This window comes from Streptomyces sp. NPDC004667 (genome assembly GCF_040609475.1).
In the GTDB taxonomy this organism is placed as follows: domain Bacteria; phylum Actinomycetota; class Actinomycetes; order Streptomycetales; family Streptomycetaceae; genus Streptomyces.
Map to the genome: position 1 here is coordinate 1 of NZ_JBEXKC010000071.1, position 13,590 is coordinate 13,590.

12 protein-coding genes and 1 pseudogene are annotated in these 13,590 nt (G+C 71.5%); 5 read left to right on the top strand and 8 right to left on the bottom strand.

The window, feature by feature from the left end; genetic code table 11:
• The 3 genes from ABZW32_RS30170 to ABZW32_RS30180 form a co-directional block, all read right to left on the bottom strand.
• Window positions 1-1,093: ATP-binding protein (locus ABZW32_RS30170; protein ID WP_356221821.1), on the bottom strand; the 1,093-nt coding region annotated here is incomplete at its 3' end.
• Window positions 1,094-1,386: 293 nt separating this feature from the next.
• A complete protein-coding gene (locus ABZW32_RS30175; RefSeq protein WP_356221823.1) occupies window positions 1,387-1,896 on the bottom strand; it encodes a RidA family protein in 510 nt (169 codons plus the stop codon).
• Window positions 1,897-2,116: 220 nt separating this feature from the next.
• On the bottom strand, window positions 2,117-2,557 hold the full coding sequence (locus tag ABZW32_RS30180) for a hypothetical protein (RefSeq protein ID WP_356221826.1): 441 nt from the start codon (window positions 2,555-2,557) through the stop codon (window positions 2,117-2,119).
• Between the two features lie 402 nt (window positions 2,558-2,959).
• On the opposite strand from ABZW32_RS30180, the gene ABZW32_RS30185 reads away from it, so the two are divergent.
• From ABZW32_RS30185 to ABZW32_RS30205, 5 genes and pseudogenes are all read left to right on the top strand, one after another.
• Window positions 2,960-3,646: a hypothetical protein gene (locus ABZW32_RS30185; RefSeq protein WP_356221829.1), complete on the top strand. Its 687-nt coding sequence runs from the start codon at window positions 2,960-2,962 to the stop codon at window positions 3,644-3,646.
• A gap of 638 nt (window positions 3,647-4,284) precedes the next feature.
• A pseudogene (locus tag ABZW32_RS30190) lies at window positions 4,285-4,464 on the top strand (NmrA family transcriptional regulator); the annotation flags it as partial.
• Window positions 4,465-4,766: 302 nt separating this feature from the next.
• Window positions 4,767-5,492, top strand: a complete 726-nt coding sequence (locus ABZW32_RS30195; RefSeq protein WP_356221832.1) for a peptidylprolyl isomerase — start codon at window positions 4,767-4,769, stop codon at window positions 5,490-5,492.
• Between the two features lie 735 nt (window positions 5,493-6,227).
• On the top strand, window positions 6,228-6,779 hold the full coding sequence (locus ABZW32_RS30200) for a hypothetical protein (protein ID WP_356221835.1): 552 nt from the start codon (window positions 6,228-6,230) through the stop codon (window positions 6,777-6,779).
• Window positions 6,780-7,014: 235 nt separating this feature from the next.
• Window positions 7,015-7,590: an AAA family ATPase gene (locus tag ABZW32_RS30205; RefSeq protein WP_356221837.1), complete on the top strand. Its 576-nt coding sequence runs from the start codon at window positions 7,015-7,017 to the stop codon at window positions 7,588-7,590.
• Here ABZW32_RS30205 and ABZW32_RS30210 read toward each other — a convergent pair.
• The 5 genes from ABZW32_RS30210 to ABZW32_RS30230 form a co-directional block, all read right to left on the bottom strand.
• Window positions 7,566-8,357, bottom strand: a complete 792-nt coding sequence (locus ABZW32_RS30210; protein WP_356221840.1) for an SDR family oxidoreductase — start codon at window positions 8,355-8,357, stop codon at window positions 7,566-7,568. The two genes, ABZW32_RS30205 and ABZW32_RS30210, sit on opposite strands and share 25 nt — an antisense overlap.
• Before the next feature lie 286 nt (window positions 8,358-8,643).
• Entirely contained in the window at window positions 8,644-9,327 is a 684-nt protein-coding gene (locus ABZW32_RS30215; RefSeq protein WP_356221843.1) for a DUF4232 domain-containing protein, read from the bottom strand.
• Window positions 9,328-9,709: 382 nt separating this feature from the next.
• Window positions 9,710-11,671, bottom strand: coding sequence for an acyl-CoA dehydrogenase (locus ABZW32_RS30220; RefSeq protein ID WP_356221845.1), 1,962 nt, complete (start codon window positions 11,669-11,671; stop codon window positions 9,710-9,712).
• Between the two features lie 78 nt (window positions 11,672-11,749).
• Window positions 11,750-12,298: a cytochrome P450 gene (locus ABZW32_RS30225; protein ID WP_356221848.1), complete on the bottom strand. Its 549-nt coding sequence runs from the start codon at window positions 12,296-12,298 to the stop codon at window positions 11,750-11,752.
• Between the two features lie 444 nt (window positions 12,299-12,742).
• Entirely contained in the window at window positions 12,743-13,567 is an 825-nt protein-coding gene (locus ABZW32_RS30230) for an SDR family oxidoreductase (protein ID WP_356221850.1), read from the bottom strand.
• Window positions 13,568-13,590 lie beyond the last annotated feature (23 nt).

Consider the following 13,590-nt stretch of genomic DNA (forward strand, 5'->3'; position numbering starts at 1 on the left):
CCGGCAGGGCGTGTTCGGCGTGCCGGGCGCGGGCGGCGGACCCGGCGCCGCGGGCGTCGAGCAGGCCGAGGGCGCGGTGGTGGGCGTCGTGCCGCAGGCCGGGGTTCATCCGGTGGTGCAGGAGGTGCCCCAGTACGGGGTGGCGGAAGACCAGGGTGCCGGCCGGGGGGCCGGAGCGGATCAGGTCGGCGGCGGCCAGGGCGCCGAGGGCGACGGCGGTACGGTCCACGGGATACCCGGCCACGTGCGCGGCGTCGCCGGGGCGAAAGGGTTCTCCGAGGACGGCGGCGGCGGCCAGCACCTCCGCGCAGTCGCCCGGGAGGGCTTCGAGTTCGGCGAACACCGGCGCCGCGGCACGCAGCAGCGGGCCCGCCGCCGCTTCGGACCGCGCCGGCCACTCGTCGGGGTCGTACCCCGCCGCCAGCAGTACGCGCAGGGCGCGCGGGTTGCCCAGGGAGCATGCGGCCAGCCGCTCGGCGGGCCCGGAGCCGCCGGCCAGGGAGGCGATGGCCGCCGCGTCCAGCGGAGCGGGTTCCACCCGGACGAGGTGCCCCGTGTGCGAGGCGGCGTCGAGGGCGGCGAGCAGGGCCGCCGGAGTCTGCCGGGGCCGCAGGGCGAAGGCCAGGACCAGGGGGCGCGCGGCGCATTCCTCGGCGAGGGCCTCCACCAGCCGGGCCGAGGCGGGATCCGCGTGGTGGAGGTCGTCGAGGACGAGAACGCTCCCGCGGCCGCCGTCCCGGCGCGCGCACCCGTCGAGCAGGGCGCGCACCAGCTCGTGATCCGATGCCGTGTCCCACGGCGGCCCGGGCTCGGCGGGCAGGCGGGAACCGGCCGCCGGGGGCGCGGCCCGCTTCCAGGCGTCGCGGAACACCTGGTACGGCTTGGCCTCACCGCAACGGGCCCGGGCCCGCAGTACGTTCGCGCCCCGTTCGGCGGCGAGCCGGGCGAGCAGGTTCAGCAGGGCGGTCTTTCCGATGCCGGGGTCTCCCGCGACCTCGAGGACCGTACCTCTACCCGCGTAGAGGTCTTCGACCGCCCGGGCGAGCGCGGCGATCTCCTCCCGCCGCCCCGCCAATGCCGGTGCCTCTGACACAGCTGCCCCCTCCACACCCCCAGAGGGCGACTGCGGGAAATGCTAACGATCTTCACCAGATCGCGACAAGGGACAACAGCCATGAAACGGCGCGAGGGATCGCACCGGGAAGCACCGGGCCCGGCCACCCGCGGCGGCGCCGGGCCCGCGACGAAGCCCTGCGGGACGGACTACCGGTACGCCCCGCGTTGGTACCCGCTCGGGGAGACGGCCGCGGCCGGTCGCCGCCGCCACCCGCCACCATCGGCAGGACGCCGGCAGCCGGCCGGCCGCGGGGGGTCCTCGGCCGTCGGTCAGGAGCGCGGTGAGACCTTGACGATGGCTTCGATCTCCACGAGCTGCTCGGGGACCGACATGTCGGTGACACCGACGATGGTGTCGGTCGTGCGGTGGTTGCCGACGTACTCCTTGTGCAGTCTGGCGGCCGTGTCGAAGTTCTTGCGGAGGTCCTTGGTGAAGATCTTCATGCTGATGATCTGGCTGCGCGGGACCCGGTAGTGCGCGAGCACCTTGTCCAGGTTGTCGAACGACGTGCGCACCTGCTTCTCGAAGTCGCCGGCGCCCACGAAGTTACCGGCCGCGTCATGGGACACCTGCCCCGAGATGTAGATCGTGTCCCCGGCTCTGATGCCCTGCGAGTACCCGTAGGACTCCTCCCACGGCACCCCGAACCCGAAGTGGTCCCAGCCGCGGCGCCCTTGGTCCAGCGCGCTGGCCCCCTGCAATCCCGTAAAAGTGATCATCGCGGTCACCACGGCGGCCACCACCGCGGTGATGCCGAACCTGCGCCCTGACTTGGTCATACCTCTCGCCCTTCCGTCCCCGGTGGAGCCTGGAGCCCCGACGCTCCCACGGCGGAAGGGAGAACTCCTCGCACGGGAATCGAGCGGACGCCACATTGCTCACTGGCGTACCGCGGACGGCGCGCCGGGCCCGTAGCCCGCGTACACAGCATCGACGGGCCGAGGCCGGAAGGCGTCATACACCGCCCGGGCAGAACTCGACGGTCCGCGCCGAGGGCCGTCAGTCCACTGTGCCTCCGTGGACGCGTACGTGTGCGAGGCCGTGCTCCTTGAAACGGATGCCGACGTCCATGAGGTCGGTGCGACCGTCGCCGTCCACGTCGACACCGGGGGACGAGCAGAGATCGGCTTCCAGACAGTCGCGCCTGACGCTCGCGCCCGGGTAGGTGGTGTGTAGCCACACTTCCGCCTCCTCACGCGTCGCCTCGAAGTCCATGTCGTACCAAGTGGTCTGCCACTGGCCCTTCGTGCAGCTCTTGTTCCGCGCGGTTTCGGGGGGCTGGGCGGTACGGAGGAAGCGGATGGCCTGGCCGCAGGAGACGGGCGCCTTGCCGTCCAGTTCCAAACCGGCCCCGTACGACCACCAGCCGATGTACGTCACAGCGGTCAGGACCGTGCCGGTCGAGAGCCAGATCGCAGTCTTTCTGCGTCGTGCGTACAAGGGAACCCCCCCCAGAAGATGATCACTGAACATGTTCAAGGATGCGTTTCGGCCGCAGTTGGTTCCACGTCGCCCCGCACGTGCGCGACGAGACCACGAGTTCCCGCACGTGCGGGGGAGGCGACCGGGCGAGCACGAAGGAGGCGACACAACCGGCGCCGCCCACCCGGCCACCGACAGCCGTCCCGAACACCGGCCGCTGACCGCCACAACCGGGCTGAAGCGCCGCGACGACGCGCCCGACTCGGGGTTCAACCCGAACTCCGCACGTCAGGCGGATGCTCCTCAACCCTCAACCCTCAACCCTCAGCCCGATTCCTGATCCGAACGCCTGCGCGCTTCCTTCCGCGCTTGAGAGGATCTGCCCGGGGAAGCCGTCTCGATTCGCACCTGGAGGGACACATGCACCGCGCGCGTGCGCTGTCCGTACTGCCCGCCACCCTCGTGGCCGCGCTGCTGGCCGTCTCGGGATGTTCAGGCGGTGGCAAGCCTGCCGCCCAGGCCCCGGCTGCCACGCCCTCCGGTCTCGTGCACTACGCGCCCGCCACCGGCTCCGCCGCCCCGGCCGCGAGCCCGATGCCCACCGCGCCCAAGGAGTGCGTGCGGACCGCCGCAATGAGCGCCGAGCAGCTGACCGGCTACCTGAAGGAACTCCGCAGCTCCAGCGGGGACTACCAGACCAAAGGTCTGACCCTGGACTCCTCCGGCCTGAACTTCACCCCGGAGGACATCAAGCGTCCGTGCGAGGCGGTCTCGGTCAAGCTCGCCCACTACTGGGTCGACCTGAAGAAGACGCACGAGGCCACCCCCGTCAGCGGGGCCCGCTACGAGTATTCGTACACCCTGATCGGCACCGCCTCCCACGCGGCCGGCCCGCAGGACGGCCGGGTACCCGACACCGCGCCGCCGGGGCCGTCAGCCTGTCGCGGCACGGTCTCGGTGGCCTACCTCGGCGAGGACATTCCGCTGCGGTCCCTGCCGTACGACCTGAAACTGGTCGACACCACCGCCCCCGTCCCGGTCAAGGTGGCAGGCGACGGGGTGCTGTCCGCGATCTACGTCTCCCCTCCCCACCCGGATTCCTGCTGACACCGACAGGCGCCGGCCGTCCAGGGCTTCGCTGCCCACTGGGCTGATGTCTTGGAGAGCGGTGACGGGTGGGCGGAGACCGATCCGGCCGCTGCCGAGGCGCGGCTGGGCGTCCGGTTGCCGGCGGCGTTGCGTGAGCCGCATCTGCTGTTCGGGCGCCGTCGAGACCTCACGAGCAACCACGATGTGCTGCTCAGCCCGGCCGAGCTGCATGTGGACGATGCGAAGGAGGCCCTGGTCTTCCGCCACGAGAAGCAGGGAGCCGCATCCTGGGGCCTCCTCCTCGGCAGCCTCCAGGTCGACGACCCTGCGGTGTTCGTACGGCCTGACCTTGCGGACAAGAAAGCCGAGCGGTGGGAGGACTGGCCGGCGCGTCTTTCCCTCTGCTCCGTTGAGATCGTGCTGCCCGAGTCCCTGCAAGCGGATCAGGAGCTCTGCGACTTCCCCGACCCGGACGAAGGCAGCACCGAGCTGCTGGAAGAGAACGTCGTCCGGCTGCCGTTCCCTGCATATCCCATCGGTGAGGAGGATGACGCGATCCGGTGGTTCTTGGGCCAGGACATCCTTCTGCGCGAGGACGGCATGGCCATTCTGGCCCGCGGCCGGACGGCAGAAGACCTCGACCGCATTCGCGGCACGACGAGGCCAAGCCTGCCACGGCCCGGAGCATGCCGGCCGAACTCGCCGACGACACCCTGCACATCCCCGGCTCCCCCCCCGCCGAGCTGCGCGTCAGCCCGGACTTCCGGCGGACCCTGGGCCGCGCCCCGTTCCCGTTCGCCGACCGGGCAGCCCGCAACGTCGCCGCGTTCCGCTGAGGTGGACCCGCAGGCGAGCCAAGGTTTCTTGGCGTCGACACTTTCGCCGAGGACCTGCACGGACCCGAGGCGGCCCTTGAACCCGGCGAGGACGCGACGGCGGCGGAGCGGCGTGTGCTCGGCCGCGCATCCAGTCCGCCCACGTGCCTGCCGGGCACCGTCGAGGGTGGAGGCCGCGCCCTGCTGTTCGTCGCGGGACGGGCCCCGGCGGCTCCCGTTCCGTGGACCATTCCCGCCGACCACATCACGCCCTTAGACTGCGACCGCTCCGAATCCCGGCGATCATCAGGAGGGCTCACGAGATGAACCGATTACTGATCAGCGGATTGGCGGCCGTGACGTTGGTCGTGTCCGGGGGAGGTGCCGCCACCGCTTCCGACGGCGCTCCGCCGCGCACCACGCACGGCCCTTGCCAGTACACACAGACCCCGGACGAGCCGCCCGCGCGCCGTGTTCCGCTGCCGCCCGACCCGCGTCGCACCCCCAGCCGCGGCGTGGTCGACATGGCCGTCCCGACCAGCCAGGGCCCCCTTCCGCTGCACCTCGACCAGGCCAAGGCGCCGTGCACGGTCCAGAGCTTCCTGCACCTGGCCCGGCACGGGTTCTACGACCGGACGGTGTGCCACCGCCTGACGGCGTATCCGACGCTGAAGGTCCTGCAGTGCGGCGACCCGACCGGTACGGGTGAGGGCGGGCCCGGGTACAAGTACAAGGATGAGCTCCCGGTGGACCTGCCCCCCGCGCCGACCGATCCGACCGGCGCGCGCCGCCTCTACGGGCGCGGCCTGCTGGCGATGGCCAACGCCGGGCCGGACACGAACGGTGCACAGTTCTTCGTCGTCTACGGCGACTCCGCACTCCGACCGAACTACACGGTGTTCGGCACGGTCGGCCCCGACGGCCTGGCAACGCTCGACAAGGTCGCCGCCGGAGGAATCCAGCCGACCACGGAGGAGCCGGCACCGGTCGACGGCACCCCCGTGCTGCGGACCGAGCTGTTCTGCGTCCGGCCGTCCGGCCGGCACTGACGCCCCTTCGGTCCCCGCGGCTTGTGCAGCTTGAGTGGTCCCATGCTCTGCCTCGGAGACATGACCCGTGCACGGGCTGATCGGGCCGCTGGACCCGCAATCCGACTGCCCGGCGGCCGGGGCACGCCACGGACCCGGCCGCCACCCCTCCAGCGCACCTCGGCAAGCCTCCCCGGCTCCGGAGGGGGTTGCACCGGAAGGGGCTGCAGAGGTGTCTGGAGGGGTGCACCGGGCGGGGGACCGGAGGTGTGAACCCCCTAAATGGGACACCCTCCGCCAGCAGCCGACCGGCGGGCTCGCGCCGCCGGCCCGCCGCACCGCTCTGCCCCTTCCGGAGCTTCGTTCTGCCGCCAGTCTGACACCGAGGTCTGACACAGAGGATTGTGGGAGGCCTGCAACCTGGGGATCCCGGCGAAACAGGCCGCCCCAGGCGACGAAACACAGTCGGTACGCCGCGCCCGAGACCGCCTGCTTTGACTTCGCGATGGCCATCGAGGCCGAAGGCATCGTCTGCTGGCCCTTTCGACGAGCGATGCTGTAGGGATGACGCAGCGAATAGAACTGCACATGGCCGGAGCACGATTGGACCTCCACAGGCGGCGGTGGCTCGCAGAGGGCTTGTCCGTATCGCCCGTCCAGTGGCGGCATCAAGCGGGTTCACACGTGTCGGCCGAGAGCGGTCCGGATGCGGCCACCGAGGCAGTCGCTGTGTGGATCGCGGGACCAGACTGGGGTGTGGCCCTGTCCATCGAGCTGCAATTCGACGGGACGGCAGCTCTGACGTACCAGGCACCCCTGGGCTTGCTGGAGGAACGCGTGCGTGTCCGCTCCCTCGACGCATGGGACGCATTGCTGGACGACGCCGTCCAGCGCGCTCCCCGCCTGAAGGTGCAGCACGCCCAGTTGCTCGCTGCCAGCTGCACGACGGGCTGGCTCGACTGGGTCCACGGCGAGTTGTGGCTGCTGCCGGACTCTCTGGTCCGCGTACGCGGCGGATTCGTCGACACCGTCGTGAAATCCATCGGCCCCGGCATACGGGAACACACCGCCACCAGCGTGATCGGCTACGACCCGGTGGCCGTCCTCGGGGCGCACCGTACCAACAAGGTCATCCCCTTCGACGGCATCGCGCACGCCCGTCTGCACCCCGGTCTCACTACGGCGGGCCTTGCCGTGACGATGACGGACGGCACCCGCCACACATTGCTGTGGCTGTCCTCCGAACCAGCTCGCCGCGTACTGGCCGACCGGCTCCTGCCCGTACTCGGATCCCGCATGATTCGGTGAGTCGGCCGTGCGGACAGACAGCCGGCCGATCAGCAGGCGCAGAAGATGCCGGAGCGCGTTGCGGGCGCTCTGCGTTGTCTTCGGCCGCTGTTCGCGCAAGCCCCACCTCGCGTGGCGCAACACCACCGGCTCCGGCCGACGCGGTGAACGTCCCGTACGCCAGAATGACGACCAAATCCGGCGCCCCGGCCGTGACCGCGACGCCCGGACTCGGTCTCGGTGGCAGGATCCGGGTGTGGAACGCGTCCTGGTCCTCGGGATCACCGGAGCCGGCAAGTCCACCCTGGCGCGTGCGCTGGGGCGGAGGCTCGGCCTGCCCTTCCACGAGCTGGACGCCCTGCACTTCGCCGGACCCGCGTGGCAGGTCAGTGCCACGTTCGCCGAGGACACGGCCCGCATCGCGGCGGGGGAGCGGTGGGTGCTGGACGGCCAGGGGCCGGAGACGGTCCGGGACCTCATGTGGGAGCGGGCCGACGCCGTGGTGTGGCTCGACTTCCCGCGGTGCGTGGTGATGCGGCGGGTCCTGCGGCGCTCACTGCGCCGGAGCCTGCTCCGGGAGCGCCTGTTCGGAGGGAACCGCGAGCGGTGGCGCGAGTGGCTGCGCGGGGACCATCCGGTGTGGTGGGCCTGGTCCCGGCACGCCGAGCGACGGGCCGACATCGGGCGGCGCGCCGCCGACCCACGGTTCGCCCCGCTACGCGTCATCCACCTGCGCAGCCCGGGCGAGGCCGAGGCCTGGCTGAACGGCCGTACCCGTTCCCGCCCCGATCCCCGCCCCGATCCCGCTCAGGGGAGGATCGAGTCGACGTAGCCGCCGTCGACCCGTACGGCCCCGCCCGTGGTGGCCGAGGCCAGCGGTGAGCTCAGGTAGACCACCATGTTCGCGATCTCCTCGGGTTCGATCAGCCGTTGGAGCAGCGACTGGGGCCGGTGCTCGCGCATGAAGGCGCGCTGCGCCTGGTCCCAGGGCAGGTCCCGGTCCACCAGCTCGTAGACGAAGTCCTCCACCCCACCGGTGTGCGTCGGGCCTGCGATCACCGAGTTCACGGTAACGCCCGTCCCGGCGGCCTCCTTGGCGAAGCCGCGGGACACGGCGAGGAGGGCGGTCTTCGACATGCCGTAGTGGATCATCTCGGCCGGGATCGCCACGGCCGAGTCGCTGGCGATGTTCTGGACGCGGCCCCAGGAGCGCTCGATCATGCCCGGCAGGTAGTGCCGGGTCATCCGTACGGCCGTCAGCACGTTCGTGTCGAAGTAGCGCCGCCACTCCGCGTCGGCGATCTCCAGAGCCGGACACGCGCCGAAGATCCCGAGGCTGTTGACCAGGATGTCCACGTCAGGTGCCGCCGCGAAGACGGCCTCCGCGCCCTCGTCCGTCGCGATGTCGCCGGGCGCGGCGAAGAACACGCCACCGCCCTCCGAGCCCAGCCGCGCCACCGCCGCGTCGACGGACTCCTTCCCCCGGCCGTTGACGGCGACCCGCGCGCCGGCCGCCGCCAGCCCGGCGGCGATGGCGGCGCCGATGCCCTGGGTGGAACCCGTGACCAGAGCCGTCTTCCCGGAGAGATCGATGCGCACGCTGCCTGCCCCTGCCCGTCTGCCGTGTGGTTGGACGTCGTCCTGAGTGCGACTTCCCGCCTTCTGCCCGAATGACACCTGTGCGTCATGCAGGTGCCCAGAAGCCAGAAGCCAGAAGCCCGAACGGAATCACCTGGCGGCGGCCGACGGCCCGGTGACGGGTGACCGGGTACGGGTGACCGGGTACGGGGCGAGGCCGCCCCGCTGCGGACCAGAGCGGGCACACCGCCCGGGGTCGCCGCGCCGAGAAGGCCCCGCCCGGTCGGCCCCCTGGTCAGTCCCCCGGTCAGCCCCCCTGGCCGGCGCTGCCGATCGGGCCGACCTTGATCGGGGAACCGGAGCCGTCCGTGACGGGCAGGGTGGCGGCGCCCGGCCAGGCGAGGGAGACCGACTTCGTCTCGTCCGGCGGGGTCACGACCAGCCCGGTGATGCGGACGCCGGAGCCGCCCGACGAGTTGAGCGGATAGGTGACGCCGAAGTAGACGGACGTGCCCTTCTTGAGGACGGCCGGGCCGGGGTGCTCGCCGGTGCGCTTCGCGGACAGCGATCCCGCGCTCGTCTTCACGTCGACGCCCGCGTACTCGGAGAGCGTGCAGTCCGCGCTCCCGCGGTTCTTCAGCTGCACCGCGACGGTGCCCTCGGCGTCGCCTCCGACGGTGCTGTCGCTCGCCGTGATCTCCAGGTCATCGGTGCGGCACTTGCCGCCCTTGGCGCTGTCACCGGAGCCGGCCCCAGCCCCGGCCCCGGCGGCCGTGCCCTTCCCGTTGGAGCCCGTCCCGGCGGAGCCCTTTCCGCTGCCCTGGTTCGCACTTCCCGCGCTCGAACCGCCGCCCGACGAGGAGGGGACGGACGGGGCGGAAGCGGCGGGCGCGGAGCCTTGTGCCGCCCCGTCTTCGCCGTTCTGGCACGCCGTGAGCGTGAGGCCGGCGGCAACGGCCATGGCGGCGAGGGTGAGTTTGTGAACGCGCATCGGTGCTTCCTCGGAATCAGTCGGCAGGGGCGGCCGCTCGGAACCGGTACGGGTCGGTACGGGGTCGGTACGAGCGAAGGTCTCTGACCACCAGGACCCGTCCGGACCGTCGAGCCGTTCCGCACGGCCACCCCCTAATACCTTCCCGTTACACGCACAGTGCCACCACCTCGTCAGGACGCTTCGCCGACCAGCCACGACGCCGGATCGAGCCACGGTTACTCGCCGGTTCCCGGCCACCTGGCTGCTGGGACAGACCCGTGACGTGGCGGATCTTGACCGCAGGGGTTGGCATGCTTGCCTCAAATCGTCCATGCGGCGCGACGCGCACCCCAGGAGACGAGCTCGCGGCTGTCCGGCTCGGTGGCTGGCGGGCGACCGGTCAGTCCACGAGGTCCGGCGCCCGGAGCACGGCGGACGGAACGCCCCAGGCGTCGACGAGGTCGACGGCGAGCGGACGCACCTTGCCGCAGAGGTCGTTCACCTCGCGGCTGATCGCCTTGGAACGCTGTACGGTCAGCCGCCCGTGTTCCATGAACCACGCCCGGTCCGCCTCGATCGCCGACAAGGCAAACAGGTCACACAGCAGTCCCAGGGCCGCTTTCCCACCTCCCTTGGGCAGAGCGCGCACCTGGTCCACGAAGGCCTCCGCGACCAGCCGCTCGACATGTGCACGGGCGAGGGCGATGACATGGTCCTGGACCTGCGAGAACACCGCGCCCGCCGCCCGCCCCTGGTCGATCCCGCGCTTGATCCGCCGGGCCAGCCCGGCGAGCTGGTGCTCCTCACGGAAGCGGAACATGGCCAACTGGTACTCCGGGTCGAGCAGCCCGGCTTCGCGGTCCCAGGCGTCGCCCCCGGGCAGCAGATCGCGTACCCGTTCGAGCAGTTTGTGCGCCGAGGTCCGCTCGATGACCGTTTCGACGGCCAGGCCGGTCACGTAGCGGACCATGCCGAGCTGGTCGAGCTCCTCGAACTCGCTCGCGTGATCCGTGAGCAGCCCCTTGGCCACGAGCTGCAGCAGGACGTGGTTGTCGCCTTCGAAGGTGGTGAAGACGTCGCTGTCGCCCTTCAGCGCGGCGAACCGGTTGACGGCGAGATAGCCGGCGCCGCCGCATGCCTCGCGGCACTCCTGGACGACGCGGGTGGCGTGCCAGGTACTGAGCGCCTTCATGCCCGCCGCCCGTGCCTCCAGCCGACGTCGCGCCCGCGCGTCGTCCTCGATGCCGGAGAAGACCTCGTGCAACTGGGTGCGCACGACGTCCTGCGCCGCGTGCAGGGCGTACGTCCGGGCGATCAGAGGCAGCAGGCGGCGCTGGTGCAGCCCGTAGTCGAGGAGGACCTGCTCCTCGGAGCCCGGACCCACCCCGAACTGCCGGCGCCGCGCCGCGTACTTCGTGGCGACCGTCAGCGCGACCTTGGCGACGCTGGTCCCGGCACCGGCGACACTGACCCGGCCCTGCACCAGGGTGCCGAGCATGGTGAAGAAGCGCCGGTTGGGATCATCGATCGCGCTCTCGTACCTGCCCTCCGGCGTGACGTCGGCGAACCTGTTGAGCAGCGCCTCGCGCGGTACCCGTACGCCGTCGAACCAGATGCGGCCGTTGTCCACCCCGTTGAGCCCCATCTTGCGGCCGTCGTCCTCGATCCGGACGCCGGGCGCCGTCCTGCCACCGGCCCGTAGCGGTACGACGAAGGCGTGCACGCCCCGCGACCTGCCGTCCACCTCCAGCTGGGCGAAGACGACCGCCAGTTCGGCATGGCGGGCCGCGTTGCCGATGTAGTCCTTGCGGGCGTGGTCGTCGGGGGTCGTGATGACGAACTCCCCGGCCGCGCTGTCGTACGTCGCGGCCGTGCCGAGCGCCTGCACGTTGGAGCCGTGGCCGGTCTCGGTCATCGCGAAACAGCCCATCAGCGCCCCGGTGATCAGGTCCGGGAGGTGGGCCTCGTGGTGGCGCCGGGTCCCCAGGTGCAGGATCGCGCCGCCGAAGAGGCCGAACTGCACGCCCACCTTCACCAGGACGGAGAGATCGCCGAAGGCCAGGGTCTCGAACGCGGCGATCGATGCCCCGACGTCCCCGCCCCCGCCGTACTCGGCGGGGAACCCCATGCCGGTCTGGCCGGTCGCGGCCATCTTGACGACGATCTCCCGCACCCGCTCGCGATACGCGTCGATGCCGAGTTCGTCGGCTTCGTCGAGGATGGAGGAGTACGTCGTCAGGTTGCCGCGGACCAGGTCGCGGATCCCGGCGTACTCTCCGTCGAGGACGGCCGTCAGCGAAGCGACGTCGATCTCGGGCTGCACGTAACCGGTCGCGGGTGCGGAAGAGTTCTCGAGTGCCATGCCGATCCGCTACCCCGCCGCAGGGTGCTCAACCAGGGGCGCGCGAGCGGCGGCTCCCGGGAGGGGCAACGCCACCGCTCAGGCCGTGCGTGGGGTGAAGTCCACGACGAGGGCCCTCGGGCCGCGGCTGAAGACGCCCTGTTCGGCCGGGTCGTAGCCGGATGCCGACCGCAGGTCCGGCATGGCGTCGAGGACCTGGTTCGTGGCGATCTCGACCTCGACCCCGACCGGCAGGGCGCCGCCGCAGAAGTGCCGTCCGAGCGCGAACGCCAGGTGGTCTGCGGCCGCCGAGAAGGCCGTGGTCGCCGTCAGGCGGTCCCGGAAGACGTCGAAGCGGTCCGGATCCTTGTAGCGCCCGGGGTCGCGGTCGGCCGCGCCGATCAGGCAGGCGACGGTGGCACCGGCCGGCGCGGCACCACCGCTCAGTACTACCTCGACAGCGGCCTGACGCATGATCATGTGTACGGGCGGCTGTGGCGCAGCGTCTTCGGGAAGGCCCGGTCGATCAGCGCCCGGTCCGCCTGGCGGCCGCGAGCTGCCGCGGATCGGCCGACAGGCCTTGTCCGTGGCCTCGGCGCCCACCGTCAGCAGCAGGCCGCAGAACGCCTTGATGTCCTCATTGCTCATGCGGACCTGCCGCCACTTCCACCGCGGTCCTGCTCAGTACCCTCACCCTCGGCGGAACCTCACACGCCGCGGACGCGAACAGGGGCACCGCGGGCGAGGCTTCCCACCGGCAGACCGTCAGACCCCTCCGGAGCTGACCACACGTCGGCGGACAACACCCGGCCCACGTCGAAGGAGAACCGCGCAGCCGGACGGTCGGCGCCGCTCCGGGGACCGCACATGTTCCGGCTGGGAAGCCGTCGGCCGCCTCGTTGCCCGCCTCCCGGGCGGACCGCACAGCGAGACGACCGAAGGGGCCCCGGGCACCGGCCACATCCCCGGGCACCCGGTCCGGAAGCGATCCCGACGGGGCGGAGACCACTGCCACCGGCCCCCGCCCGGAGATCGTCGCACGGGCTTCCGCCCTCGGCCGCCCGCTCCGTGCGCCCGGTCTCGCGCCCCTGCTCAGCCCTGCGCCAGATCGGCCACGGGCTGCCACTCCTCCCACACCGCGAGACGCCGCTCGTAGTCGGCCTTGGCGATGCCGAGCGGCGCCGAACCGAAGAAGCAGCGCAGCGGCGGCTCGTCGGCATCGACGATCTTCAGCACGGCCGCGGCGGACGCGGTCGGATCACCCGGCGTACCGACGCGCTCGCGGCGCTGCTCCTGCACCTCCTGGTGGAGGTCGGCGTACGCGGGCAGCGGCTCGGACGTGCTGGACGAGGAACCCGCCCAGTCGGTGGCGAACCCGCCGGGCTCGATCAGCGTGACCTTGATGCCGAACGACGCCACTTCCTGGGCCAGCGCCTGGCTCATGCCTTCGAGCGCCCACTTCGACGCGTGGTAGATCCCGACCAGCGGGAAGGCGCTGATGCCCCCGATGGAGGAGACCTGGAGGATGTGGCCGCTGCCCTGCTCACGCAGGAACGGCAGCGCCGCCTGCGTGACCCACAGGGCACCGAACAGATTGGTCTCCAGTTGCGCGCGCGCCTCGGCCTCGGTGAGTTCCTCGATCATGCCGAAGTGGCCGTATCCGGCGTTGTTGACCACCACGTCGAGGCGCCCGAACCGCTCGTGCGCCTGCCGCACGGCGGCGAAGTCCGCGTCACGGTCCGTCACGTCGAGGCGCAGGGGCAGCAGTCGCTCCCCGTACTTGTCGCGGAGGTCGCCCAGCGTGGAGAGGTCGCGTGCGGTCGCGGCCACCGAATCGCCGCGTTCGAGGGCGGCGATGGCCCACTCCCTGCCGAAGCCGCGTGAGGCACCGGTGATGAACCAGATCTTCTGCGTCATGGTGTGCTCCTCGAGGAAACTCG

Coding starts and splice junctions, on each gene's coding strand:
- ABZW32_RS30175 (WP_356221823.1), bottom strand. CDS start 1,896: ATGACCAAGTCAGGGCGCAGGTTCGGCATCACCGCGGTGGTGGCCGCC.
- ABZW32_RS30185 (WP_356221829.1), top strand. CDS start 2,960: ATGCACCGCGCGCGTGCGCTGTCCGTACTGCCCGCCACCCTCGTGGCC.
- ABZW32_RS30195 (WP_356221832.1), top strand. CDS start 4,767: ATGAACCGATTACTGATCAGCGGATTGGCGGCCGTGACGTTGGTCGTG.
- ABZW32_RS30215 (WP_356221843.1), bottom strand. CDS start 9,327: ATGCGCGTTCACAAACTCACCCTCGCCGCCATGGCCGTTGCCGCCGGC.
- ABZW32_RS30220 (WP_356221845.1), bottom strand. CDS start 11,671: ATGGCACTCGAGAACTCTTCCGCACCCGCGACCGGTTACGTGCAGCCC.
- ABZW32_RS30225 (WP_356221848.1), bottom strand. CDS start 12,298: ATGAGCAATGAGGACATCAAGGCGTTCTGCGGCCTGCTGCTGACGGTG.
- ABZW32_RS30230 (WP_356221850.1), bottom strand. CDS start 13,567: ATGACGCAGAAGATCTGGTTCATCACCGGTGCCTCACGCGGCTTCGGC.